We start from the raw sequence: 25585 nt of genomic DNA, 5'->3' as shown, positions 1-25585 counted from the left end.
GCGGATCATCGAGACGCAGGCCGCTGGAGGGCGGGGCGTCGCCGTTGGGGCACAGGGCCGCTGGGGCGTGCAGCCCCGGCCTTTGGGATTGCGCCATCGTCGCTGCGTCCCCGGTTGCGGACGACGTCCCAGGCCCGGCGATCGTCGTAGCGATCTGCATAGCGGTCGCGCAGATGTCGGCTGATGCAGCTCGAAAGCCCGCGTCCCGCGCGCGCGGCCGCACAGGCGGCATCGAAGCGGCGACTCCCGACCTCCTGACGTTGGTAGTCGTACACCGCGCCATCGACGAACTCGACCGACAGCAGATTGCCTTCGAGACGCCAGGCGCGCACGCCGCTGCCGCCATGCCGGTTGCCGTAGCGCATCCACCCGGTCACCGCGCCGGCCCTCCAAGCGGACCGAGTGCGACGCGCTGCTGCGGCTGGTGAGCCCGGGACGGCATGTCCGCAGCGTCTGCGCGCGGGTGTCGACGCGGCGTCGGCGATGGTCGGTCCGGACTCAGGCCGCGCCGTGGATCGACGCGGCGGCCAGCCCCACGCTTGCCGCAAGCTCATGCTGGCGGAAGGGTTTGTTGAGGATGGTCACCCCGGGCGCGATGTCGGCCATGTTGGTGTAGCCGGAAACGATGATGATCGCCGTGGCCGGCAGACGCTCGCGCACGGCGCGTGCCAGCTCGGCGCCGGTCATGCCCGGCATCAGATGGTCGGTCACCAGGATGGCGGGGGCGAGACCGTCGTCGAGCGCGCGCAGCGCCTCTTCGGCCGAACCGGCCTCGACGATGCGATAGCCCATGTCCTCCAGCGCATCAGCGGTGCACATGCGCACCGAATCCTCGTCATCCACCACCAGTGCGGTACCGCGCGGTTCTGCTGTGCTGTCCACTACTGTGTCCTCGGTCGGTTCGTGTGCGGCGACCCGGGATGTGCCCACGGGGAGCCAGAGCTCGACGGTGGTGCCGGCGCCGGGCGAGCTGTCGATCGACAGATACCCGCCGAGTTGCAACGCCAGTCCGTGCGCCATCGACAGGCCAAGGCCGGTGCCCTTGCCGATGCCCTTGGTCGAGAAGAACGGCTCGATGGCACGCTGGCGCGTCGCCTCGTCCATGCCATGACCGGTGTCGGACACCGCCACCACCACGTAACGTCCGTCCGCCAGCCGGCCATCGCCCGTGACCCGGGCATTGCGGGCAGCCAGCGTGAGGGTACCCCCTTCTGGCATCGCGTCGCAGGCGTTCATGCCGAGGTTGAGGATGGCCATTTCCAGCTGGCCCGGGTCGGCCACCGCAGGCAACAGACCATCGGCGGCCGCCACGACCAGCCGGATCCGCGGACTGCAGGAACTCTCCACCAGCGCGGCCATGCCCACCACGAGCGCCCCCACGTCCACGTCGGTGGTCTGCAGCGGCTGCCTGCGCGCAAACGACAGCAGCCGCTGTACCAGCGAGGTGGCGCGATCTGCGGACCGGCGTGCGACCCCGAGCATGCGCGCGCGGCGCTCCGGGCGCGCATTCGGATCGGACGCAAGGTCGAGCGCGGTGACAATGGGCATCAGCAGGTTGTTGAAATCGTGGGCGACGCCGCCGGTCAGCTGTCCCAGCGATTCGAGCTTCTGCGACTGGCGCAGGGCTTCTTCGGCATTGCGGCGCTCGGTCGTGTCGATCGCCTCTGGAACCACGGCGATGATGCGGCCGTCGTCGTGGATCGGCCGCAGCGAGAGGTCGTGGCAACGTCGGCCACCGGGCAGATCGACCTGGATTTCGTCACGCACGGTCTCGCCTGCGGCGGCGCGCACGAACATCGCCCGGATACGCGCCGGCATCCCGGGCGTGGCGGAAAACCACGGCGTCTCCCACAGCGGCAGGCCAACGACGTCGTCGAACCCGACTCCCAGCGCCTCAAGCACGGGCCGATTGGCATCGGTGACGATGCCGTCGGGTCTGCACATGCCCTGCAGCTGGTAACTGGTTTCGAACAATGTGCGCAGTTGCGCCTGGGAGCGGGCCAGCGCGTCGGCGGCGGCCTTGATGTCGGTGACGTCGCGGCCGCTGCAGTAGAAACGCCCGCCTTCCGGCGTCGCCATCCACGACAGGGTGCGGACGCCCCCGGCGCGCGTGCGAAAGCGGTTCTCGAAATGCAGCACCGGCTTGTCGGCGCGCAGGTTGTCGAGGACCGCGCGGGTGATTGCGTGATCTTCCGCGCAGACACGATCCAGCCAGCGGCGGCCGAGCAGTTCGTCGTCGGTCCAGCCGAGCAACTGTTGCCAGGCGGGATTGATCGCTTCGATCACGCCCTCTGCGTCCATGACCGCGAGCAGGTCGGGGGTGACCTGCCAGGTCAGCGATCGCTCGCGTGCGCGTTCCAGGACCTCGCGTTCCAGATCGCGGTTGAGTGCGCGCAGCTCGGCCTCGCGCGTGCGCAGGACGAGGTCGGACATCCGGCGCGCGGTCACGTCGACGCCCTGCACGAAGATGCCGGCCACGCCATGCTCGTCGCTGATCGGTTGGTAGACGAAGTCCAGATAGCGTTCGACAGGCTCGCCGCCCGCCGAGGCCTGGACGACGAATCTCATGCCGTCGGCGGAAAATGGGTTGCCGCTGTTGAACGCTTCGTCGAGCAAGGCCACATAGCCCTGCTGCGCGGCCTCCGGCAAGGCCTCGGCGGCCGGTTTGCCGAGCACGTCGCGTCCGCCGATGAGGCGCATGTAGGCGGGGTTCGCATAGCGGAACACATGGTCGGGGCCGGTGAGCATCGCCATGAAGCTCGGCGCCTGGTCGAACATGCGCCCCAACTGGGCCACGTCAGCGCTCAACCGGCGCTCGTTCTGCACCCGTCGGGTGACATCGGTGGTGACGTTGAGGAATCCGGCGATCCCGCCGTCCTCGCCGCGTACCGGCGTATAGGAGAACGTGAAGAACGTTTCCTCCGGATAGCCGTTGCGCAGCATCGTCAGCGGCATGTCTTCCTGCATCGTGGCCGTGCCGGACATCACGCTGTCCACCAGCGGACGGATGTCCTCCCAGACATCGGACCAGATCACCGCCAGTGGCTGGCCGAGCGCGCCGGGCTCCTTCGCGCCAAGCACCCGCATATAGGCATCGTTGTAGAACAGCGTCAGCTCCGGACCCCAGCACAGACACATCGCGAAACGCGATTCGAGCATCAGGCCCAGTGTCGTTCGCAGTGACTGCGGCCAGTGTTCGATCGGGCCCAGCGGCGTTTGCGTCCAGTCGAACGCCGCGACGCGGGATGCCATTGCGCTGTGGATGTGCAGGAAATCGGGCGAGCCGGCAGTCGCTGGAGACGTCACGGACAACGCGCGGGGAGTGGATGACCGCGCATCCTGCCACAGCCATTCGTCGCGACGCAGTGAGCGGCTCATCCGATCCGGGCCTGGAGGCCGGCCGCATTGGGGACCGCATGGCCGCCCGCGGTGTTGTCGAATACCACCCAGGCGTCGGCCGGCCCCGCAGCGACCGCGTCGGCGATCGCATCCAGTGCCGCGGGCGGATAGTCGCTGTAGTAGATCTTCGGCGCGCCGTGCCAGCGCCAGTATGCGAATCCGGGATGCCCACCAGGGACGGCATCGTCGCCGTGGCGCGCGGGATCGGCAGCCACGCGTGCCACCTCGCGACGGCGCAGGACGGCCTCCGCGCGCGGCTCCAGCCAGCTCGCATGACGTGCCTCGCAGGCCACCGGGCCCTGCCAGCGCCGACCCAGCATCGCGAAGAAGGTGCTGGCGATGCGGGCATCGAACGCCAGACTCGGCGGGAGTTGCACGAGCACGCAACCCAGCCGATCACCCAGCGCGCCGGCCGCGTCGAAGAACGTATCGAGCGCCGGCCCGCAGCCCACCAGCCGCGCCTCGTGGGTGATGGCCTTGGGCAGCTTCACCGAAAACCGGAACCCCGCCGGCACCGTGTCCGCCCAGCGCGCATAGGTCGCAGCCCGGTGCGGCTTGTAGAAGGAGGAATTGATCTCCGCCATGTCGAAGCGCGTCGCGTAGCGGGCAAGCGCGGATTCGCCGGCCTCGAACAGGTCCGCGTCACCCGCGGCGATCGACCAGCCGGCGCACCCGATCCGGATCATCCCTTGCGCGGTCCCGGATCGGGATGGAGCTGCAGCAGCCGGGCGAGACGCACCGCGTTGCGCGCGCGCATGCCGATGGTATCGGCCACCTTTGCCGGGGGCTGGTCGAGATCCCCGGAGTCCCCGCCGCCCCTGGCTTCGGTGACGCGCGCGGTGGATGTGTCGACGCCATGCGCCACTATGGCGGTGAGCCCATGGTCAAGCCGCCGCCGGGTCGAGGAACGCGTGGCGGCGGGTTCGAGCGTGCGGTCGAGGCCGAATGCGGTCAGCGGCATGCAGATCTCCGTGGATACGGGCGCGACTGTCGACGCGGACGCGTCCAGCACATGTCGTTCCGGCGCGTTCATTCGATACTGGCGAATCACCCGCTGCATGCAACGCAGCACCCTCAAGGATGGTCACGACGCCTTGTGCTGCAATGCACAATAATGGTCGGTTCCGAGTCCGAGCGTCCTCATGGCGAATGCCCCGGCCCTGCCGTCCGATCGCACCCGCGCGCTGATCCTCTTCGCCCTGGCGATGGGCGGTTTCGCGATCGGCACCAGCGAGTTCGCGATGATGGGCCTGATGCCGAGTCTGGTGCGGGAGTTCGGTGTCGACGAACCGGCAGTCGGGCATCTGATCAGCAGTTACGCGGTCGGTGTGGTCGTCGGCGCGCCCCTGCTGGCGATCCTCGGTGCGCGCCTGCCGCGGCGTCGCCTGCTGCTGGCGCTGATGGGTTTCTACGCGCTGGGCAATCTCGCGACCGCGCTTGCGCCGAACTACGGCGCGATGATGGTCGCGCGCTTCGTCGCCGGTCTGCCGCACGGGGCCTACTTCGGGGTGGCAATGCTGGTCGCCGCTTCGATCAGTCCACCTGCGCAGCGCGGCGCGGCGATGAGCCGGGTGCTGCTGGGTCTGTCGATCGCAATTCTGGTCGGCAATCCGCTGGCGACATGGTTCGGCCAGCAGCTGAGCTGGCGCTGGACCTTCGCCCTGGTCGCGGTGATCGCGATGCTGACCGTCGCGCTGGTTGCGCGCCTGCTCGCCCCCGACCCCGCCGAGGCGACGCAGTCGCCGATGCGCGAGCTGCGCGCGTTCAATACCGCGCAGGTCTGGTATGCGCTGCTGATCGGCGCGATCGGCTTCGCCGGCATGTTCTGCGTTTTCAGTTACCTGGCCCCGACCCTCATCGAGGTCACGCGCGTGTCGGAGCGCTGGATTCCGATCGGTCTGGCGGCGTTCGGCGTCGGTGCGATCCTCGGCAACCTCGCCGGCGGCTGGCTGGTGGACCGACTGCAGTTCCGTGCGGTCGCCGTCGTCATGGGCTGGTCGCTGCTGGTACTGCTGCTGTTCCCGCTCGCGACCGGCGCAGTGTGGTCGATCCTGCCGGCGATCGTCGCGGTCGGCACCATGGGGGCGCTCGCGCCGGTGCTGCAGAAGCGCTTGATGGATGTCGCCGGGGACGCGCAGACTCTTGCCGCGGCCTCCAACCATGCCGCCTTCAATACCGCCAATGCGCTCGGTCCTTGGCTGGGCGGCATGGCGATCGGCGCGGGCCTGGGCTGGACAGCCACCGGCTACGTCGGGGCGGTGACCGCCGCGGCCGGCCTGGGCATCTACGTCATGGCGCGGCGCGCCGAACGTCGCCGGCGCGCGAACGTGGCCGCGGCCTGCTGAAATCTCCACGGCCTGGACGCCTTCACGTCTGTTGCCCGCCGCGCTGCCGACACTGCCGTTCGATCCCCGGAGCGGAGACCAGCATGGCGGCGAAGAGCAAGGGCGCGAAAGACGCGCAGACGATCGCGAAACTGATCGAGGACATCGACATCACGATGTTCACCAGCGTGGGGCCGGGCGGTTACCTGGTCAGCCGGCCGCTCTCGACCCAGAAGGCACGCTTCGACGGCAGCCGCGTCTGGTTCTTCGTTGCTTCCGACAGTCCCAAGGTTGCCGAGATCACGCGCAACTCAAAGGTCAACCTGGCGTATGCGTCCAAGGGCCGCAATACCTACGTGTCGATGGCAGGCGATGCCTACGTCAACGACGATCCGGAGAAGATCGAGGAGTTCTGGGACGACGCGCTCAAGGCGTATTTCCCGCGCGGGGTCAACGATCCCAAGCTCACCCTGATCGAGGTCCAGATGCGCACCGCCGAGTACTGGGATGGCCCGGGCTCGCTGATCGGCAAGGCCATCGCCTTTGCCGTCGCCCAAGTGACCAGGCGCAAGGAGGCGATGGGCGAGAACCGCATCGTCGACCTGCGCGGCGGGACCACGACCTCGCGTCTGCCGCCGTCGCATGCCCAAACGCGCGGCGACGACGGTGGAAAGCCGGCGACGAAGAAGATCGCCGGCGGCACGACCGCATCGTCCGGTGCCAAGCGGACGACCGCGAAGAAGAGCGCCACCGGTTCACCATCGGCCAGCACCGGCGCCCGCGCGAACGCGACGCCAAAGGCATCCTCGCAGCAGGCGACGACCAAGCGCCCGGCAGCGCGCAAGCCCGCTGCCGGCAAGACTGCGCCATCGCCGCGCGGTGGGGGCGCCAAGGGCTCCGCCCGCGGGACCGCCGGCGGCTGAAGCCCGCCCGCGTGCCGCGGCTGGCCATGTCGCGGCACACTACGCATCCCCTCCAGGAATGCCGCCATGCCCACGCGCGACGACGAGTTCGATCCCGACGACAACTTCGCCCACGCCACCGGTCACGATTTCGACGAGGGCGACGCCGAACACGAGGGCGACCTGGAAGTGCTGGCCTGGCAATGGCTGCTGCGCATCAACCCCGGCGACGAGGAGGCGGCCACCCAGCAGTTCCAGGCGTACCGCGAGCTGCTCGGCGACGATGACGACGCCGAGGCGGTGCGCGATGCACTCGAGCGCGTCACCGACTGGCGCGCCAGTTTCCGCATCGACGAAACCGAACGCACTACGCTGATCGATGCGATCGAGACCCTGGCCGAACGCTTCCGCGTGGATATCGACTGGGGGGTCGAGGACCCGACCGATGCGGTCGCGCTCGCCGGCGCGTCGACCGGCGCCCTGATCGAGGCGGCCTACGACCAGTTGCGGGTGGCCGGCTACACCCTGTGGACCTGGGACACCGGTGACGACACCGTGGCCGGCGTGCTGGCCCCGCGCGACGACGACGAAGCGATGCGCGTACTCGGCAACGCGCTCGGTCTGGACCTGCGCCCCGGCGCTGGCTGAACAAGCAGCCTCGACACAGCGTTTGCAACCCATCTGCTAGGTTCACTCGTGTCCGTCACCGCATGGGAGGGTGCCATGGACCCGAGAGCCGTTACCGCCGCTTGCGCCTGTGCGTTCGCACTGGCGTGGGCGATGCCTGCATCCGCTGCGGGTCCGAATACTTCGGTGGAGACCCCGACCTCCCTCGCCACCGATGACGGGATCCAGCCATGGATGTCGCCGATCGGGGCCGCCTATCCCATCCGGCACATGTCGTCGCTGCGCACCGAATACCGGCGCATCCGCGACCTGCGCCGTGAACAGATGCAGCCGGAGTACGAGCGGCGGCTGCGGATGTCCGGCGAAGCAGCGGCCGACGCGTGGCGCGAGGACACCCTGCGCGATGTCGCCAAGCGCGATCTGCGCGATCTGCGGGCACGACTGACGCGCTGAGCGCGGGCGTTCCGGGCGGCGTGTCGCGCGGAAAGCCCGGGTTTGCCCCCGGGCGGGAGCCAGCCTGTGCGAAGACCCACCCGCGTCGGCGTCGCTGGCCGGCATACGGAAGGGGGGGGAAGTTGCCGGCACGCGTGACGGCCCCGGAGCGAGCGCGACCACGTCGACCTGTCCGACTTCCGCAGTGCTCAGTCCGCCCTGAGCGTTGCGCTGCCGGAGGTCGAAAACGTCGCGTCTTCGACCGCAGCCTGCGCCTGGGCCTGATCGTCGGCATCCGCATCGAGGCCCGCCTCGGCGTCGTTCTCTCCCGGCGACAACGCCAGCTCGACCAGGATCGGGAAATGGTCGGAGCCGACATCGGGCAGACGCTGCATCCCCACCAGGGTGAAATGCGTGCTGTGGAACAGGTGGTCGAGCGGCCAGCGCAGACCCGGCAGGCGGGCATGGAAGGTGTTGTACATGCCGCGACCGATGCGGGGATCGAGCAGGCCACTGAGCTTGCGGAACAGGCGCGTGGTGCGTGACCAGGCAACGTCATTGAGATCGCCAGCGACGATCACCGGCAGCGTGGATTCCTTCACCGCCCGGCCCACGATCACCAGCTCGGCATCGCGCTCCTGTGAGCCGTCCGATTCGGTCGGGCTGGGCGGGCGCGGATGCAGCGCATGCAGCGCCACGCGTCGGCCGCCGTCGAGTTCCAGCGTCACATGGATCGACGGAATGTCGTCCTCGACCAGATACCGGATCTCCGCGTCGTGCATGGGCAGACGCGTGTACAGGTGCATGCCGTAGAGATTGTCCAGCGGGCAGCGCATCGCATGCGGCAGCACGTCCCGGAGTGTGTCGAGCCGTTCCTCCCACCAGCTGTCGGTCTCCACCGCGATCAGCACGTCCGGACGGTGCTTGCGCACCTGGGCGAGCAGCAGTTCCGCGTTGCGGTTGGTCGTGAGCACGTTGCTCGCGAGCAGGCGCAGCCGTGGCTGTGCCGAATCAGGCGCGTCCTCGACTTCGACCCGCGCCAGGCGGGTGTAGGGGAAGATCCACCACGCCTGCCACAGCATGCAGGCCACGTTGACGACGATGATCCCCACCGTCCATGCGTCTTCGACCGGGCGTAGGGCGAGTTGCAGAACGAGTACCAGCACCGACAGCAGCAGCAGCTGCAATCTCGGAAAGTCGAAACAGCGGATCCACCAGGCACCGCTGCGGATCGTGGGCATCAGGGTCGCAACGGCGAGCAACGCGGTAGCGGCAGAGAAGACCAGAGTCAGCATGGGAGGCGGGTGGCAAAGAAGGCCGGCACTATCAGCCCTGGCCCGCTTCAGGGATGTGAAGTGCCCGCGCCGGCGCGCTGCGGCTGGGCAGCCAACGCGTCGGCTGCGACCATGGCGCGCCCGGCACCCGCCGGTCTGCAACTGGAGCCCCTGATGTCATTCCGGCCGCGCGTGGATCCGTTCACGCTGATGCTGCTCGCGACCATCGCCCTCGCATCGTTGCTGCCGGTGCAGGGGAAAGCCGCCGCGGTCATGGACATCGTCACCAACGGGGCCATCGCCGCGCTGTTCTTTCTGCACGGCGCGCGACTGTCGCGCGCTGCGATCGTCGCCGGCGCGCGGCACTGGCGGCTGCATCTGACGATCCTCGCCTGCACGTTCGGGTTGTTTCCGTTGCTGGGGCTGCTCGGCCGGCCACTCTCGGGCTGGCTGCTGACGCCCGAGCTGTACGTGGGCATCCTGTTCCTGTGCGCGCTGCCCTCAACGGTGCAGTCGTCGATCGCCTTCACCTCGATGGCCGGCGGCAACGTGTCGGCAGCCGTGTGCAGCGCTTCGCTGTCGAGCCTGGTCGGCGTCGCGCTGACGCCCCTGCTGATGGCGCTGCTGGTGGGCGGTGATGGGGCGATGGCCAATCCGCTTACGGCCATTGCCAGGATCATGCTGCTCCTGCTGCTGCCTTTCGTTGCGGGCCACCTCCTGCGCCCGTGGATCGGGAGCTGGGTCGAGCGCCATCGCCCGGTGCTGCGCTGGACCGACCAGGGCACGATCCTGCTGGTGGTCTATACCGCCTTCAGCGCCTCGGTGATCGAGGGACTGTGGCGCCAGACGCCGGTCTGGACCGTGGTCGCGGTCACCGCGGTGTGCGCTGTGCTGCTGGCGGTCGTGATGCCGCTGGTCACCTGGATCGCGCGTTGGCTGGGCTTCGACCGCGCGGACGAGATCGCCATCGTGTTCTGCGGCTCAAAGAAGAGCCTCGCCACCGGCCTGCCGATGGCCAAGCTGATGTTCTCGAGCGGCGGCCTCGGTGCGATCGTTTTGCCGGTGATGATCTTTCACCAGCTCCAGCTGCTCGTCTGCGCGGTGGTCGCGCAACGGTATGCGCGCCGCGCGCCTGCGCCTGCGCCGGGGCAGGGCGCAGGCTGAGGCCGTCGGGCCTGTATCACCGCCTTCGCCCTGTTGCGGCGTCCGGGTCAGACGCGGTGGGGGTTGCCATCATCGTCGGGTGCGTCGCCACCGTTGTCCGAGCCGCTTCCGGAGACATTTCCGGAGCTCGCCGCGGCGCCCGGGGCATTGAGTCCGGTGGCGCTACCGGTCAGCGACGGCGCCGAGGACGTCTGTTCGCTCGGGGATCGTGGGACGTTGGTGTCCGGCGCATGTGCGCCCGGCGTACCGGTGTGCAGAGAATCGTCGTGCGCGGCGTCGTGCTGCCCCGTTCGACCCGCGCGCTGCACGCGCAGGTGGTTTTCGATATCGCGCACGCCTGCACAGCGCTCGACGAGATCTTCGACGCGGTGCTTCATCGCACGACCGGGGACATGACCTTCGAGGCTCACGACGCCGTTGCGGACCTGCACCGAAATCTCGCGGGCATCGATCGCGTCGTCATACAGCAGCCGCTCGCAGATGTCCTCAGTGATCCGCGCATCCGAGCGCACATATCCCTTTGGGCCGACCCCCCGCCAGCCGCCCGCCGCGTTGCCATGGCGAGCGGCATCGGTGTGCCGGCCGTGACCGCCATGGCGGCCCGAGCCCTGGCCCGGCCGCGCGCGATGCCCCCAGTCCGAGAGATGGTCATCGCTTCCGCGCAGCCGCTCCGACCCGTAGGCCCCGTACCCATCGCCACCCGCCGAATGGGGCTCCCTCGGCTGCCACCGTTGCTCCTGGCGCCACGGTCCAGCGCCCGGCTCCGGGGCGCTGCCACGTGGTGGCTCGTCCCAGAACGCGTGCCCATGGCCGGTGCCGTGGTCGTCATCGTGCTCATGCATGCCGGAGCGGGAGGCGCCCCCGCCCGACCAGGCGCCTCGGTCGGGGCCGTGATCGCCTCGTCCACGGCGATAGGGGTCGTATTCCCGGCCGGGACGTGAGCGACCGCCGTCCTGCTCGCGCGCCCGCCGCTGCGACGTCGAATCGTCGAGCCGGGCATCGAGCCAGCGCTTGCCGGCTTCGATGTAGCGGGCGCCGGTTGCGATCAGTTCTTCGCCGAAGGCCTTCATTTCCGACACGCCGGTGTCGTCGTCCTGTTTGCGATGTCCCATGGGATCTCCTGTTTCGTCGGGCAGGACGCTGGCGGGCGCTGCGCCACCCGGCGTCTGCCGTGCTGCTCCCGGCAGCGCGTATCACTGCCGGTGGGCAGACGACCGTGCGCGCGCGCGCGTTGCGTGGGCGTCAAATCCGTAGAGGACTCGCCCCGGCGCGTGCCAATCGCCGCGCCGTTCATGCCCGCTTCGCGCGCCGAGATACCCGCGTCTCAGCGGTTCAACGCGTCCATGCCGGCTTCCGGATAGCGGGTTCCGGCCGCCGCATCCGGCGGAAAGATCGCATCGATCCGGGCCATGTCGTCCTCGGTCAGATGGATCTCCAGCGCAGCGATGTTCTCGTCGAGGAAGCCGATGCGCTTTGTGCCCGGAATCGGGACGATGTCCTCGCCCTGCGCGAGCACCCATGCCAGCGCCAGCTGCCCTGGTGTCACGCCGTAGTCCTGGGCGATCGCCTGGACCGATTCCACCAGCGCGAGGTTGCGGTCGAAGTTCTCTCCCTGGAAGCGCGGCGAGCGGCGGCGGTAATCGTCCTCGTCGAAATCCTCGACGGTGCGGATGGTGCCGGTCAGAAAGCCCCGGCCCAGCGGCGAATAGGGCACGAAACCGATGCCGAGCTCGCGGCAGGCGGCCAGCGTGCCGGTGGTCTCGGGATCGCGCGACCACAGCGAATACTCGCTCTGCAGAGCCGTGATCGCATGCACTTTCGCCGCGCGGCGCAGCGTGTCGGCCGATGCTTCCGACAGGCCCAGGTACCGGACCTTGCCCTGCTCGACCAGACGCGCCATCGCGCCGACCGTGTCCTCGATCGGCACCTGCGGATCCACGCGGTGCTGGTAGTAGAGGTCGATGGTCTCGATGCCCAGGCGCTTGAGGCTGGCCTCGCAGGCCTGCTGCACGTATTCGGGCCGGCCGTCGATGCCACGCGCCTGCGGATTGTCCGGATCCAGACGGATGCCGAACTTGGTGGCGACGAAGGCATCGTCGCGGCGGCCGGCGATCGCGCGGCCGACCAGCGTCTCGTTGGTGTGCGGGCCGTACATGTCGGCGGTATCGAGCAGGGTGATGCCCTGGTCGAGCGCATGGTGGATCACGGCGATCGACTCGGCATCGCTGCCACGGCCGCCGTAGAACGCGCTCATGCCCATGCAGCCCAGGCCGATCGCCGATACGGTGGGGCCGCCAGGGCCGAGGGTGCGGGTCTTCATCGCGGTGCTCCATGTTGAGTGCAAGGGCTCACTGTGCAGGTCTCGGCGGCACGTCGGCGTCGAGATCGCCGGAGCTGAGTGTTTCCGCCCCTGGCGAGCGTGTGTCCGCATGCTGCACCGGCGCGGCCGCATGCTTTGTTGCGTCACGGGCATCGCCATCGGTGACCTCGTTGCGCATGCGCGGCAGGGCCTCGGGCAGGTGCGCATTGATGAAGGCCAGCATGCCCTCGCGCACCGCGCAGCGCAGATCGAACAGTTCCCCGGAATTGCGCGCGCTGACCAGCAGGCGCACCTCGATGGTGTGCTTGTCGGTTTCGGTGACCTGGGTCACGCAGACGCGCCCGTCCCAGCGCGGATCGGCTTCGCAGATGCGCTGCAGTTCCTCCCGGATCGCCGCAATCGGCGCGCGATGGTCGAGCCACAGGAACGCCGTGCCCAGCAGCTGCGCGCTGGTGCGCGTCCAGTTCTGGAAGGGATTGGAAATGAACCACTGCAGCGGCACGACCAGGCGCCGCTCGTCCCAGACCCGGACGATCACGTAGGTCGATGTGATCTCCTCGATGCGTCCCCATTCGCCCTCGACGATCACCACATCGTCGAGACGGATCGGCTGTGCCAGCGCGATCTGCAGGCCGGCGATCAGGTTGCCGAACACCGGCTGCGCCGCGACACCTGCGATCAGGCCGATGATGCCGGCCGATGCCAGCAGGCCCGTGCCCACCTGGCGTACCTGGGGGAATGTCATCAGCGCCAGCGAAACGCCGACCAGCACGATGCCGGCCTGCACCACGCGGCTGATCACCCGGGTCTGGGTCTGGATGCGCCGGGCCGCGAGATTGTCTTCGACGTCGATCGGGTGATCGCGCAGGATGCGCGCCTCGACCGCACCGACAGATCGCGCCAGCAACCAGGTGACGCACAGCATGGCGCCGATCCCGATCCAGTGGCGCAGCTGGCCAAGCAGTTCCGGGTCGAGCGGTGTGGCGTTGAGCGCCAGGGACAGGAACAGCAGGGGAAATGCGACTGCGGCAGGCAAGGCGACGACCTGTGCGATCCGCGCGCGCATCTGTTCGGAGGCGCGGCGGCGGGCAGCGCGTGCAAGCCGGCGCAGGTACCAGTGCACGATGATGCCGAGGGTCAGGGCGGCCAGCAGCGGCCATGCGATCGTGGCCAGATGCATCCAGTCGGTGCGCATCGCGCCTCCAGTGCGTCATCGGGCGTGCCATGCTGCGGCGCGGCAGGTTGATGGGTCGTCAAGGTGCCCGCGAGGCGCGCGAGACCGCATCACCGCTGCGGCTCGCGACGCACCTTGGGACGCGCGTCAGCGCAGCCAGGCCGCGACGAATGCCAGCAGCACCAGGACGATGGCGGCGCCGATACCGGCGCGTCGCAGATGGCGGTGCATCATCGGATTGGGCCTTTTCGGGTCACACGAGATTGAAGCGTTCGGAGTACAGCCGGTCGGACGGCACGCCGCGCGCGATCAGCTCCGGCTCGACCGCATTCGCCAGCGCCTCCGGCCCACAGACATAGACCGGCAGTTGCGGCAAGTCGCGGGGCAGGCGGCGGTCGAGCAGATTGCCGTCGATGTGGCCGGTTTCGCCGGTCCAGCCGTCGGGAGGCGCCTCGAGCACATGGATCACGGTCAGCGGCAATGCCTGCGCCAGTGCTTCGAGCTCGTCACGGAACAGCACGTCGTCCCAGCCCGGGTTGCCGTAGAGCAGCCATAGCGGCGCGCTCGCCCGGCGGTCGCTTGCGGTCCGCAGCATGCTCATGATCGGGGTGATGCCCACGCCGCCGGCAATGAACACCGCGCCGTGCGGGCATCGCGACGGCAGGTAGGCGAATTCACCGTAGGGGCCTTCGACGAACGCGCGCATGCCCGGTGTCAGCGCGCCGACGCGGCCGGTGAAGTCACCGAGCGGCTTGATGGTGAATTCCAGCGTCCGGTCGTCGGCACTGGAACTGATCGAGAACGGGTGCTGCTGCAATCGCCACGGCGTCTCCCCGATCGTGATCCAGGCGTACTGGCCGGGGCGGAAGTCGAGGCCGGGGTGGCCGGACGGCAGCAGCCGCAGGACGTGGCTGCCGTCACGCGCGGTCCGCACCGACTGCACCGTCCACGGGCGACGCGCCAGCCGGCGCGGGCGCAGCACGCGGTTCTCCAGCACCGCGTAGAGCGACGCGCCGACGACCACGGCCAGCGCGGCCTTCTTCCACATCGGCGCGGTGTAGTGACCGACCATCAGCGCATGGCCCAGGCCGATCGCCACCACCAGCAGCGCGAGCGCGCCATGCAGCGCACGCCAGTGTTCGTACTGCAGGCCGAACGACAGGCGCCCCAGTGATGTGGCGGTGAGCCAGGTGGCCGCCAGCAACGCGCACCACAGTGAGGTCGCACGCAGCCAGTCCTCACGTGGATCGAGGTAGTCGAGGAAGCGCGTATCGCCGAGGAACATCGTCAGCGGATGCGCCAGGACCAGGCCCCAGCCGAGCAGGCCGGTCTGGCGATGGAACTGCAGCACGTCGTCCTGGCCGAGTCCACGTGCGAACCAGCGTTGTCGTCCGGAGGTCAGCGCCTGCGCGGCGAGTACGCCCAGTCCGAGCAGGCCGAGCATGGCGCCGGTCTCGACGATCCGTCCGCGAACGGCCGGCGCATCGCCGGCCAGCGCGATCGCCATCGGCAGCAGCGCAGCCGCCATCCACGCCAGCAGCCACAGCGCGAGCCGCCGCCAGCGGGTGTTCATGCCACGCGAGCGCCGGGGTCGCGGCGCAGCTCGCGGATGAGCGCGACGACGAGCAGCAGGCCCACGACCAGATAGGGCACGCCGCCCGGCACCCACATCAGCAGGCCGGCCAGCTGCTGGTCGCGCAGCGCGTCGACGCCGGCCAGCAGGGCGCGGTCGGTATAGGCCGGATAGAGCAGTCGCGGCGAGAACGTCAACAGCGCGCCGAGGAAGCCCATGCACATCATCGCGGTCACCAGCGCCACGCAGGCACCGGCCGCGCCGCCATCGTGCGCGCGCAGTCGCCGCAGGACCGCGCTCCAGAACCACAGGCCGGCGAGCAGCACGCTGGCGAGCATGCCGCGGTGCACGCTTTCGCTCGCGAGCGAGACGGCGATCATGCCGGGCATGTGCCACAGCCACATCGTCGCGATGTGGACCAGCGTGGCCAGGCCCAGTGCGGAGGTCGCGGCGCCGGCCAGTGGCGCCAGCAACCGCCCACTGGCAGCAGCGGCGCCGCGCGGCAGCGTGGAAGCGACGGTCGCGAACGGACGCGCGGCCAGCAGCAGGGGCGGGGCCAGCGCCAGCAGGACCATGTGCTGGGCGACGTGCGCAGATGCGAGGTAGCCCGCGTACGCATCGAGCGGCCAGACCAGCGCGAGCGCCAGCACGAGCATGGCGAACGCGAACGCAAGTGCTTCGCGCAGCGGCGTTCCGCCGTGCGCGCGCTGTCGCATCCACCCCGTCGCATATGCCGCTGCGAGCACCGCCAGGGGCAGCAGCGTCCAGGCAGACAGCGTCCACGCCTGCGACAACGGCGGCGGCGGACCGTCCGCCGGCGCTGCCCACAGATGCGGCGCAGCCAGCAGCAGAACAGAAGCGGTCGATGCGATGAAGGAAATAGGCACACGCGACATGCGCCCGACGGTAGCAGCCCGCTGTCGCAGTCCACGTCGAGGGCACGCCGTATTGATGCGGGGCACCGTACCCTTCAGGCATCGATTCCGCGTGGAGCGCCGGTGTACTTCTGGCTCAAGATCCTGCACATCCTGGCAATGACGATCTGGTTTTCCGGTCTGTTTTTCCTGCCGCGGCTGTTCGTCGCGCGGCATCGCCACGAGATCGACGCGAATCCCGAATACTGGAATCCGGTCACCAACATGCTGTTCTTCCGGATCATGACGCCGGCGGCGCTGGTGACCATCACCGTGGGCGGCATCCTGTTCGCGTGGAATCCCGCGGGCGCGTGGCTGGTGCTCAAGCTGGTCGTCGTTGCAGGCGCGGTGCTGCTGCATCTGTACTTCGGCCTGCTGCTCTACGAGCTGGGGCACGACCGCGACCACCACGGGCCGACGTTCTATCGGGCGATCGGATGGGTGCCGCTGGTCTTCCTGCTGCTCATTGCCGGATTGACCGGCGCCAAGCCGCTGACGCTGGGGAATCTTCCGGCGCCGCCGATGGGACCGGTCGAGGCCGAGGAGATCGTGCCCGGACTGGAGGAGGGCGAGGGCCTGCCGCGGCTGGAGTTGCCGGAGTCCTGATCGCCTTGGCGGTGCTGCGCGTAGCTCGAACGTTTCGCGCGCTGCCGCGCCACGCTCATAGCGCAACCGCAGCGAAGCAGGGCGGGTGCTGGCAGCGTTAACTGCGCGACCTCCGATGGATCACGCCGCTTCGCCCGCTGGCTCGCCATCGGCCATGGGCCATCGGCGCTGCCTTCGCCAGACTGCGGCCGACGTACGCGCCGGCGCGTGCCGATCGTCGAAGGTGCACCGGCCGGCCGCCACCTGCGCGCAGCGACATACGGCAGTACGCGACCGATCTATTCCGCGGGGGGCTTGCGGTCCGGATCCGGACCGTCGGCAGCGTCCGCTTCCTCGTCCCCATAGACGCCCACCCCGTGGCGGAAGCTCAGCGTGCCGCCGAGCCAGCCGGCGACGCCGACCAGGCCGGCCATCACCGCCGACGACAGCAGGCCCCACGGCCACACTGCAGCGACCGGATCGGGCAGCCGCAGCCAGACGCCGAGCGTGGCTATCGCCAGCACCATCACCGCGACGATGAAGTGGTTCCATGCGGAAACGTGCCGGCGTACGACGCGGATCGACATCATGTCGAAGGTGCCGACGACGCCGGCCAGCAGACCGAAGCCGAGGCCGCCGACGTTGAGCCACAGCGACAGTTCCGCCCAGAACGCAGCGCCCAGCCACAGGAAGAGGACGTCGGTGACCACGACCATCGACAGGAACGCGATCGGAAAGGTCACCAGCATCGGGTGGATCGGGTGCTTGGCGATCGCCAGCACGCTTTCCACCGTGTGGCTCCTGGTGTCGGGAACGGGTTGTTTGAGGTCTCTGCGCATGGTTTCCGGGCGCCTCAGGCGCAGGTCTGGAGCATCGCCAGCGGCGATGCGGTGAACACCACGCCAAGCGCGGAGATGGCCGCGCCGAGCAGGCACAGGACCACCATGAAAAGCCGCCGGGCATGGTCGGCGCGACCGGCATCGTCGCTGGCCAGCAGCGCCCGACGGATCTGCCCCGCGCGCCAGGCCTGCCAGGCGATCGCGGCAAGGATGACCGCGGTCAGTCCCCACATCGTCCAGGTCATGATCTCGAGCCCAGCCACGCGCTCACGCCCCAGCTGGCGCGCGCAGGCCAGGCCCTGCAGGCTGTAGATCGCCAGGAAATGCAGCGCCCACAGCGCATACGGCGCGCACATGCGGGTGAGCGTCATGCCGCGTAGCCGGCTCATGCCCACCTCGGGAACAGGTGCAGCACCGCCCAGGTGACCACGCCGATGCCGACGGTGTAGCGCCAGAACGCCGCGGCGATCCGCGACTCGAGGCGGCGCACGCCGTCCACATAGCCACAGCGGATCCGCATCGCGGTGAAGCCACCGATCAGCATCGCCACCAGAATGTGGACCGCGTGGAACCCGGCCAGGGTCCATACGACGGACGCATAGGCATGGACTTGCGGCGCGCCGACCGCCGCCCACAGCGCGGGCAGATGCAGACCCAGATACACGGCGCCGCCGACGACGGCCACCACCTGCCATGCGATCGCCGTGCGCAGCCTGCCCGCCGCCAGCGCCACGGGTCCCAGCCACGCCGCCAGCAGCGGCAGGACCAGCGGGGCCAGCGCGACCAGCGCCGGCCTCCACGCCATGACCGTCGCGCCGACTGCGGGCCACACCGGCGCGTTGAGCCAGAGGTAGAAGTAGGCGAACACCAGCGATGCGAACAGCGAGCCATCGATCAGCAGCGTGACGACCAGCGCCCACCAGCCCGGCGCGTTGCGCGCCGCGGCCTGCGTCGGCAGGCGCAGGCCGGGCGCCACCTCCAACTCCGCCGGCGCATGGCGGTCGCCCGTGGTCCAGGCCCAGTGCAGGAACAGGCCGATCAGCGGCACCAGCATCAGGATCGACAGCCAGTATTGGGAGCTGATGAAGCCGGCCAGCAGGATGGCGATCGTGAACGCCGCCAGGATCGGCAGCCAGGTCGATGTGGAGACCCGGATCACCTGTTCCGGACGCCCGGACTGGATGCCGGTGCCGAGGAGTTCGCGGCGGTCGTCGTGGGCTTCGCCGAGCAGGCCGTCGGTGCGTCGCGTGGCCGCGACCACTTCGGGGTTGTCCCACAGCGGGTAGCGGCTTTCGATCTGCGGCACCGACGCGAAGTTGTAGGTCGGCACCGGCGAGGGCACCGCCCATTCCAGGGTGCCGGCCTGCCAGGGATTCTCGACCCCGCGGCGTCCGAGGACGAAGCACAGCGCGACATCGATCAGGATCGCCACCACGCCGACCGCCATCACGAAGCCCGCCGCCGTCGACAGCAGGTTGAGCCAGTGCACGCCGAGTTCCATCGCGTAGCTGTCCACGCGCCGCGGCATCCCGACCATGCCGGTCAGGTGCATCGGCAGGAATGCGAGATTGAAGCCGATGAACACCAGCCAGAAGCCGCTGCGGCTCAGCGATTCGCTGGGCATGCGCCCGCTGGCCAGCGGCAGCCAGTAATAGAGGCCGGCGAACAGCGGGAACATCAGCCCGCCGATCAGCACGTAGTGCAGATGGGCAACGACGAAGTGGGTGTCGTGCACCTGCCAGTTGAACGGCACGAATGCCAGCATCACGCCGGTCAGGCCGCCGCAGACGAAGACCACGAAGAAGCCGATGATGTAGAGCATCGGCACGCGTAGCCACGGCTTGCCGGCCCACAGCGTCGCCAGCCACGCGAAGATCTGGATGCCGGTCGGGATCGCCACCATCATGCTGGCCGCGCTGAAGAAGGCCAGCGCCAGCAACGGAATGCCGACCGCGAACATGTGGTGCACCCACAGGCCGAAGCTGAGGAAGCCGGTGGCGACCAGCGCCAGCACGATCCAGGTGTAGCCGACCATCGGTCGCCGCGCGAAGGTCGATACGACCATCGACACCACGCCGGCCGCGGGCAGGAAGATGATGTAGACCTCGGGATGGCCGAACAGCCAGAACAGGTGCTGCCACAGCAGCGGATCGCCGCCGCGCGCGACTTCGAAGAACGCGAAATCGAACGCGCGCTGGATCTCGAGCAGGATGCTGGCCAGGATCAGCGGCGGGAAGCCGAACGCGATCATGAAGGCGGTGACCAGCATCGCCCAGACGAACAGCGGCATCCGGCGCAGGTCCATCCCCGGCGCACGGGTGATCAGCACCGCGGCGATCACCTCCACCGCCGAGACCACCGCGGCGATTTCGGCGAAGGTCACGCCGATCAGCCAGAAGTCCGCGCCCTTGCCCGGGGAATAGGTCGAGTCACTGAGCGGCGTGTACATGAACCAGCCCGTGTCGGGCACGCTGCCGAAGATGAAGCTCGAGTACAGGAACAGCCCACCGAACAGGTAGCACCAGTAGCCGAACGACGACAGTCGCGGGAACGGCAGGTCGCGCGCGCCGATCATCTTGGGCACCAGATACATGGCGAACCCGCCCATGATCGGCACCGCGAACAGGAACATCATCGTCGTGCCGTGCATGGTCACGAACTGCGCGTAGCGCTGCGGGTCGAGCACCTGCAGGCCCGGCCAGGCCAGTTGCAGGCGCATGAACATCGACAGCAGGCCGCCGACCAGCAGGAAGGCGAAGCCGGTGACGATCACGCGCATCGAGACCGTGGAATGGTTGACCGCGGTCAGCTGGCCGACCAGGCCCGGCCCATTCGCCCAGACGCGTTCCAGCCTGGCGAGGCGATCGCCATGGCGCAGATGGTCGCCGGGGGTGGGAATGGTGTGGTCGGGCGTCGCGGGGCTCACAGCACGTCCTCCGAGGCGCCGTGGCGTGGCGGCGCGCGTCCGGCCGGCGCGTGGGCCGAGGGTGGCTCGTCGTCAGGCCGTGCATCGCGTCCGGCCAGCCAGTCCGTCAGCGCGGCGGGTTCGAGCACCCGGACCGGAAAGACCATGCGCGCGTGTTCCAACCCACAGAATTCGGCGCATTGGCCGCGTATCGGTGTGGCGCGGTCGGCGCGCAGGCGCAGCACGTTGATGCGGCCGGGAATCGCGTCGACCTTGCCGCCCAGCCTCGGAATCCAGAAGCTGTGGATCACGTCGTCGCTGGTGATGCGGAACTCGATCATCTGCCCCAGCGGCATCGCCAGTTCGTCGATGCTCTCGCCGATCACCTGGTCGTTCGCGTCGCGGTAGCGGAAGTGCCATTGCCACTGGCGCGCGGTCACCTCGACCACCGCATCGGGCTCGCTGCCCACGCCGGTCACGCGCGCGCTGGTCAGCGTGCCGTAGACCAGCAGGCCTGCGACCACGACCAGCGGCAGCGCCACGCCGCCCCACAGGATCAGCCGCTCGGGCCGGCGCGGCGTGTCACCGGCTTCGCGCCGGCGCAGGGTGTACCACAGCAGCAGCATCACCCCGATCCACACCGCGGAAAACAGTCCGGTCATCAACCAACCGCCGCGGGCGATCTCGGCGGCAGCGGGACCGGCAGGATCGAGCATGGACTGCGGGCCGCCGCATGCACTGGCGGCCACCGCGAACGCGGCGGCGAACAGGGCGCTGGCGCGCCGGCGGTCTCGGATCGGCATGTCGATTGTTGCGGCCCCAATGTTCACGGACGGCGGGCGGCCGGTCGGCGAACCCGTCGGGGACGCTACCGAGGACGGTGGCCACAGTATGTGAATGCGTCGCGATGACGTCGGCCTCGCAACAGGCTCAAGGCGACGTCGGCCCTCGGCCCTCGGCAGTCGCAGAAGCTGAGACGACGGCGCAGGAGAGTAGACGCGTGAACCTGACCGACAAGCTCGCGATCCTCGCCGACGCCGCCAAGTACGATGCCTCCTGCGCGTCGAGTGGCGCGAACAGGCGCGACTCGTCGAAGACCGGTGGCATCGGCAGTACCGAAGGCATGGGCATCTGCCATTCCTACACGCCAGACGGCCGGTGCGTATCGCTGCTGAAGATCCTGCTGACGAATTTCTGCGTTTTCGACTGCGCGTATTGCGTCAACCGCGTGTCGAGCAACGTCCGGCGTGCGCGGTTCACGCCCGACGAGGTCGTGACGCTGACGCTGGATTTCTACAAGCGCAACTACATCGAAGGCCTGTTCCTCTCCAGCGGCATCATCCGCAGCGGCGACTACACCATGGAGCAGATGGTCGAAGTCGCGCGCAGCCTGCGCGAGAACCATCGCTTCGCGGGCTACATCCATCTCAAGACCATTCCCGACGCCGCGCCGGAACTGCTGGCGGCCGCGGGCCGGTATGCCGACCGCCTCAGCATCAACATCGAGCTGCCTACCGAAGCCGGGATGACGGAGCTGGCGCCGGAGAAGACCCATGCCGGCATCCACAGTGCGATGGGCGAACTCAAATGGCGCATCGACGAGGACAAGGACGCGCGCAGGGTCAAGCGCCAGGCCGCAGGCGTGCGCCGGGCGAAGGCGCCGCGCTTTGCGCCGGCCGGACAGAGCACGCAGATGATCGTCGGCGCCGACGACGCCAATGATCGCAGCATCCTCGAATCGAGCAGCCGCATGTACGGCACCTACCGGATGCGCCGTGTCTACTACTCGGCCTTCAGCCCGATTCCGGATGCCTCCAGCACCCTGCCGCTCCAGGCGCCGCCGCTGCTGCGCGAGCACCGCCTCTACCAGGCCGACTGGCTGCTGCGCTTCTACGGCTTCGACGTCGACGAGATCACGCCGGAGGCCGGCGCGCAGGACGTTGCTGCGGTCACGCCCGGCATGCTCGATCTCGATGTTGATCCCAAGCTCGCGTGGGCATTGCGCAATCCTGCGCGCTTTCCTGTCGACATCAACCGCGCGCCGCGGGAAATGCTGCTGCGCGTGCCGGGCCTGGGCACGCGCAACGTGGAGCGCATCATCTCGGCGCGTCCGCACGGTGCGCTGCGGCTCGACGACCTCGCACGCCTGCGCATCCCCCTGAAGAAGATCATGCCGTTCGTGATCACGCCGGGGCACCATCCGCGCCAGCGCCTCGACGATCCCGCCCGCCTGCGCAGCGAACTTGCTCCGCAGCCGCGGCAGGCAAGCCTGTTCTGATCCGCGATGGCCGGTGAGTCCACGAGCACCGGTCATGATGCGGGGCATTGCCGCATCACGGCCACGGTCGCGCCGCCCTGGGACGTCGCCGCCTGGCGCAGCGCTGCGCGTGCGGCCGTGTGCGCGGACCTGCCGCCGGACCGGCTGGACTGGAGCGGTGGCGCGCAAGGCGCATTGCTTGGCGGCGCCGATCTCGTCACGTTTCCCGCGAACCGCGAGCCGCCGCGCGTCCCCGCGGAATTCCTCGCCCTCGCCGATGCCGTGCTGTGTCACCGCGCCGGGGACCGCCATGGCCTGCTGTACCGCATGCTCTGGCGCATCGCGCACGGGGAACGTGCCCTGCTGCTGCGCGCATCCGATCCCGATGTGCACCGCGCCCGCACACTGGCACAGGCGGTACGCCGCGACAGCCACAAGATGAAGGCCTTCGTCCGCTTCCGCGCGGCGCCGGGCGACGACGAGCACTACATCGCCTGGTTCGAACCGGATCACCACATCGTCGATCGCGTCGCGCCGTTCTTCGCGCGCCGCTTCGCCGGCATGCGCTGGGCGATCGTCACGCCCGACCGCACCGCGATCTGGGACGGCTCGGCGCTCGCCTTCGCCGGCGGCGGCACCCGCGCCGATGCGCCGGCCGAGGACGCACGCGAAGACCTGTGGCGTACCTACTACGCCAACACCTTCAATCCGGCGCGGCTCAACACCACGATGATGCGCAGCGAGATGCCGCAGAAGTACTGGAGGCATCTGCCCGAAACCGCACTGCTGCCGGCTCTGGTGCGTGATGCCGGTCGGCGTGTGCGCGAGATGGCGGAGCGCGAACACGTGGCCCCGAGACGCCGCATCCCGGTTGCGCCGGGGCCCGCACCCGCCGAGCCCGGCAGCCTGGACGCGCTGCGGGAATCCGCGCGCGACTGCCGGGGTTGTTCCTTGTGGCAGCCGGCGACGCAGACCGTATTCGGCGAAGGTCCGACCGATGCGCGCACGATGATCGTCGGCGAGCAGCCGGGCGACGAGGAGGATCTCTCCGGACGCCCGTTCGTGGGGCCGGCCGGGCGGCTGTTCTCGCGCGCGCTCGACGAGCTCGGCATCGACCGCAGGGGTCTGTATCTGACCAACGCGGTGAAGCATTTCCGCTTCGAGCCGCGCGGCAAGCGGCGCCTGCACAAGCGACCGGACGTCGCGCATATCGAAGCGTGCAATGGCTGGCTGCGCGCGGAGATCGCGCAGGTGAAACCCGAGCGCATCGTCTGCCTGGGCGCCAGTGCCGCGCGGGCGGTTTTCGGACCCGGCGTGCGCCTGAGTGAGGCGCGCGGCGCCTGGCGCACGCGCGATGACGGCGTACGCGCCTTCGCTACCGTGCATCCCGCCTGGGTGCTGCGCCAGGGCGACCTGCAAGCCCAGGCGCTGGCCTACGCGGGATTCGTCGAAGACCTGCGCCTGCTGCTGGCCACCTGAACCGTCGTCGGTCGCTTGCGCGGCATCCCGCCGCTGTTCACCTGCACGTCGCGGCAACGCCAGAACACTCGCCAATCCCCAAAGCAGGAGAAGTGCGATGACGCAGATGACCCCGCTCCGTGGCCTGGTGCTGGCCCTGTCGCTGGCGACCGGGGCTGCTGCCGCCCAGGACGCGATGACCGCGACGCAGGTGCGCGCCGCGTTGACCGAGGGCGGCTATACCGAGATCGAAGACGTCGAGTTCGAGGAGGGCGTGTGGAAGGCCGACGCCAAGGACGCGACCGGCAACAAGATCGACGTGCGCCTGGATCCGGCCACCGGCCGCATCTATCCGGAAACCGCCGGCGCCAGCAATCTGGGCGAAGCCGACATCCGCGCCAAGCTCACCGCTGCCGGGTACACCCGGATCAAGGATGTCGAGTTCGATGACGGTCTGTGGAAAGCCGAGGCCGATAACGCGGAAGGGCAGCGCATGGACCTGAAGCTCGATCCGCAGGACGGACGCATCATCAGCCAGTCGCGCGACTGATCCGCGCTGCGCGGACCCCAACGCCCGGCCTCGTGTCGGGCGTTTCCATGTCCGGGCGCCCGCGAGCAATCAGTCGCCGGTGCGATCCGGGATCGGCACGTCCAGCGGCATCTCGTCGCGCACGCAGTTGGCGGCGTCCTTGGGCGCATCGGAATGGGTGTCGAGGCACCGCGCGGCGATCATCGCCCAACGCGAGACCGCATCCTCGCGCGCCGAAAGCGCACCGGTCGCGACCATCCAGCGTGCGATCTCGACCATGCGGGCGCGCGCTTCCAGCGAGGCGGTGGCGTCGAGCGAGGCCGCGCTGACGATGAAGGCGTGCGCGAACGCCGCGGTCGTGCGCTCGGCCGACACCTCGTCCGGTGCGAGGCCGGCCGGGTCGTCGAGCAATGCCTGCAGGCGGATGGCCTCCTGCGCCTTGAGATCGCCGGCCGAGCCGATGCTCATGCGCAGCAGCACCGTCGCCGACAGCGCGCCGATGAAGATACCGGTCAGCAGCACGAAGATCGCGCCGATCAGCAGCGGGCCGCGCGGCCGGCGCGCGGGTTCATGGTCGGGGTGGGTCACGCATGTACTCCGTCGCCGCCGGATGCGGCGGCGCCATAGGCTAGCGCAGCACGAGCCCGGTGCCGCAGCCGCGGGTGCGACCGATCAGCGCAGCCAAATGGCGGGCTCGCGGCTTGGGCGCCGTCGCGGCGGCTGGAGGGGGCATTGAGCTCGGCCGCAAGCGTCGGATAGGCACTGGCCTCGGCGCAGGTGATGCACCCGTAGCCATCGGTATCCAGCGCCGAGACGTCGGCGCGGTAGCGCGAACCGTCGACCGGGCGCGGCTCGCGCGAGCGGACGATGATCTGGCGGCCGTCCTCGTCCTGCGTGGTCACCATCCCG

Annotated in this window: 23 protein-coding genes and 2 pseudogenes; 9 read left to right on the top strand and 16 right to left on the bottom strand. The window is 69.2% G+C overall.

All coding sequences use genetic code 11. From position 1 onward, the window contains the following. Positions 1–5: 5 nt before the first annotated feature. The 4 genes from CNR27_RS01430 to CNR27_RS01415 form a co-directional block, all read right to left on the bottom strand. The gene (locus CNR27_RS01430; RefSeq protein ID WP_157745178.1) at positions 6–377 is read right to left on the bottom strand and encodes a hypothetical protein; all 372 of its coding nucleotides are present in this window, start codon (positions 375–377) and stop codon (positions 6–8) included. Between the two features lie 121 nt (positions 378–498). Further along, positions 499–3252 (bottom strand): PAS domain-containing protein, encoded by a 2754-nt coding sequence (locus tag CNR27_RS01425; protein ID WP_222843116.1) that lies wholly within the window; start codon positions 3250–3252, stop codon positions 499–501. 122 nt (positions 3253–3374) lie between these two features. Then, the gene (locus CNR27_RS01420) at positions 3375–4085 is read right to left on the bottom strand and encodes a DUF72 domain-containing protein (RefSeq protein ID WP_096296604.1); all 711 of its coding nucleotides are present in this window, start codon (positions 4083–4085) and stop codon (positions 3375–3377) included. Beyond that, positions 4082–4360, bottom strand: coding sequence for a hypothetical protein (locus CNR27_RS01415; protein ID WP_157745176.1), 279 nt, complete (start codon positions 4358–4360; stop codon positions 4082–4084). The genes CNR27_RS01420 and CNR27_RS01415 overlap by 4 nt, the downstream gene beginning before the upstream one ends. Before the next feature lie 181 nt (positions 4361–4541). On the opposite strand from CNR27_RS01415, the gene CNR27_RS01410 reads away from it, so the two are divergent. The 4 genes and pseudogenes from CNR27_RS01410 to CNR27_RS01395 all read left to right on the top strand — a co-directional run bounded on the left by CNR27_RS01410 (position 4542) and on the right by CNR27_RS01395 (position 7705). Continuing rightward, positions 4542–5744, top strand: a complete 1203-nt coding sequence (locus CNR27_RS01410; RefSeq protein WP_096296602.1) for an MFS transporter — start codon at positions 4542–4544, stop codon at positions 5742–5744. A gap of 83 nt (positions 5745–5827) precedes the next feature. Next, positions 5828–6331: pseudogene (locus CNR27_RS15645) on the top strand (pyridoxamine 5'-phosphate oxidase family protein); the annotation flags it as partial. Between the two features lie 381 nt (positions 6332–6712). After that, positions 6713–7273 carry a DUF6630 family protein gene (locus tag CNR27_RS01400; RefSeq protein WP_096296600.1) on the top strand — a complete coding sequence of 187 codons (561 nt, stop codon included), beginning with the start codon at positions 6713–6715 and terminating at the stop codon, positions 7271–7273. A gap of 165 nt (positions 7274–7438) precedes the next feature. Continuing rightward, on the top strand, positions 7439–7705 hold the full coding sequence (locus CNR27_RS01395) for a hypothetical protein (protein ID WP_096296599.1): 267 nt from the start codon (positions 7439–7441) through the stop codon (positions 7703–7705). A 188-nt stretch (positions 7706–7893) separates the two neighbouring features. On the opposite strand, the gene CNR27_RS01390 is transcribed toward CNR27_RS01395, so the two are convergent. Continuing rightward, on the bottom strand, positions 7894–8979 hold the full coding sequence (locus CNR27_RS01390; protein ID WP_222843115.1) for an endonuclease/exonuclease/phosphatase family protein: 1086 nt from the start codon (positions 8977–8979) through the stop codon (positions 7894–7896). A 111-nt stretch (positions 8980–9090) separates the two neighbouring features. On the opposite strand from CNR27_RS01390, the gene CNR27_RS01385 reads away from it, so the two are divergent. Next, positions 9091–10122, top strand: coding sequence for a bile acid:sodium symporter family protein (locus CNR27_RS01385; RefSeq protein ID WP_096300147.1), 1032 nt, complete (start codon positions 9091–9093; stop codon positions 10120–10122). Positions 10123–10169: 47 nt separating this feature from the next. On the opposite strand, the gene CNR27_RS01380 is transcribed toward CNR27_RS01385, so the two are convergent. The 5 genes from CNR27_RS01380 to CNR27_RS15115 form a co-directional block, all read right to left on the bottom strand. Beyond that, the gene (locus tag CNR27_RS01380; protein ID WP_096296598.1) at positions 10170–11234 is read right to left on the bottom strand and encodes a BON domain-containing protein; all 1065 of its coding nucleotides are present in this window, start codon (positions 11232–11234) and stop codon (positions 10170–10172) included. 212 nt (positions 11235–11446) lie between these two features. After that, positions 11447–12442 carry an aldo/keto reductase gene (locus CNR27_RS01375; protein ID WP_096296597.1) on the bottom strand — a complete coding sequence of 332 codons (996 nt, stop codon included), beginning with the start codon at positions 12440–12442 and terminating at the stop codon, positions 11447–11449. 28 nt (positions 12443–12470) lie between these two features. Then, on the bottom strand, positions 12471–13637 hold the full coding sequence (locus CNR27_RS01370; RefSeq protein WP_096296596.1) for a mechanosensitive ion channel family protein: 1167 nt from the start codon (positions 13635–13637) through the stop codon (positions 12471–12473). A gap of 232 nt (positions 13638–13869) precedes the next feature. Beyond that, positions 13870–15189 carry a ferredoxin reductase family protein gene (locus CNR27_RS01365; protein WP_096296595.1) on the bottom strand — a complete coding sequence of 440 codons (1320 nt, stop codon included), beginning with the start codon at positions 15187–15189 and terminating at the stop codon, positions 13870–13872. Further along, the gene (locus tag CNR27_RS15115) at positions 15186–16085 is read right to left on the bottom strand and encodes a cytochrome c oxidase assembly protein (protein WP_245815702.1); all 900 of its coding nucleotides are present in this window, start codon (positions 16083–16085) and stop codon (positions 15186–15188) included. The genes CNR27_RS01365 and CNR27_RS15115 overlap by 4 nt, the downstream gene beginning before the upstream one ends. A 102-nt stretch (positions 16086–16187) precedes the next feature. Between CNR27_RS15115 and CNR27_RS01355 the strand changes: the two genes are divergently transcribed. Next, positions 16188–16709: a CopD family protein gene (locus CNR27_RS01355; protein ID WP_245815700.1), complete on the top strand. Its 522-nt coding sequence runs from the start codon at positions 16188–16190 to the stop codon at positions 16707–16709. Between the two features lie 278 nt (positions 16710–16987). On the opposite strand, the gene CNR27_RS01350 is transcribed toward CNR27_RS01355, so the two are convergent. From CNR27_RS01350 to CNR27_RS01335, 4 genes are all read right to left on the bottom strand, one after another. Then, positions 16988–17479, bottom strand: a complete 492-nt coding sequence (locus CNR27_RS01350) for a DUF2231 domain-containing protein (protein ID WP_245815698.1) — start codon at positions 17477–17479, stop codon at positions 16988–16990. A gap of 62 nt (positions 17480–17541) precedes the next feature. Beyond that, entirely contained in the window at positions 17542–17916 is a 375-nt protein-coding gene (locus tag CNR27_RS01345; RefSeq protein ID WP_157745174.1) for a hypothetical protein, read from the bottom strand. Then, positions 17913–20453, bottom strand: coding sequence for a cytochrome c oxidase subunit I (gene ctaD / locus CNR27_RS01340; RefSeq protein WP_096296591.1), 2541 nt, complete (start codon positions 20451–20453; stop codon positions 17913–17915). Before ctaD ends, CNR27_RS01345 begins: the two co-directional genes overlap by 4 nt. After that, complete coding sequence (locus CNR27_RS01335; RefSeq protein ID WP_096296590.1) at positions 20450–21235, bottom strand: cytochrome c oxidase subunit II; 786 nt, start codon at positions 21233–21235, stop codon at positions 20450–20452. The genes ctaD and CNR27_RS01335 overlap by 4 nt, the downstream gene beginning before the upstream one ends. A gap of 197 nt (positions 21236–21432) precedes the next feature. On the opposite strand from CNR27_RS01335, the gene CNR27_RS01330 reads away from it, so the two are divergent. The 3 genes and pseudogenes from CNR27_RS01330 to CNR27_RS01320 all read left to right on the top strand — a co-directional run bounded on the left by CNR27_RS01330 (position 21433) and on the right by CNR27_RS01320 (position 24697). Further along, positions 21433–22710, top strand: a complete 1278-nt coding sequence (locus CNR27_RS01330; protein ID WP_096296589.1) for a putative DNA modification/repair radical SAM protein — start codon at positions 21433–21435, stop codon at positions 22708–22710. Between the two features lie 6 nt (positions 22711–22716). Further along, positions 22717–24178, top strand: a pseudogene (locus CNR27_RS01325) (UdgX family uracil-DNA binding protein); the annotation flags it as partial. Positions 24179–24265: 87 nt separating this feature from the next. Further along, entirely contained in the window at positions 24266–24697 is a 432-nt protein-coding gene (locus tag CNR27_RS01320; RefSeq protein ID WP_233580333.1) for a PepSY domain-containing protein, read from the top strand. Between the two features lie 69 nt (positions 24698–24766). Here the strand turns inward: CNR27_RS01320 and CNR27_RS01315 are convergent, their stop codons facing one another. Then, the gene (locus CNR27_RS01315; RefSeq protein ID WP_096296587.1) at positions 24767–25264 is read right to left on the bottom strand and encodes a hypothetical protein; all 498 of its coding nucleotides are present in this window, start codon (positions 25262–25264) and stop codon (positions 24767–24769) included. Then, the gene (locus CNR27_RS01310; RefSeq protein ID WP_096296586.1) at positions 25261–25581 is read right to left on the bottom strand and encodes a hypothetical protein; all 321 of its coding nucleotides are present in this window, start codon (positions 25579–25581) and stop codon (positions 25261–25263) included. Before CNR27_RS01310 ends, CNR27_RS01315 begins: the two co-directional genes overlap by 4 nt. Positions 25582–25585: the final 4 nt, after the last annotated feature.

It is taken from the genome of Luteimonas chenhongjianii (genome assembly GCF_002327105.1).
Taxonomy (GTDB): Bacteria; Pseudomonadota; Gammaproteobacteria; order Xanthomonadales; family Xanthomonadaceae; genus Luteimonas; species Luteimonas chenhongjianii.
Note: the sequence above shows the minus strand (reverse complement) of the source record. Positions and strands in the feature narration are given on the sequence as shown.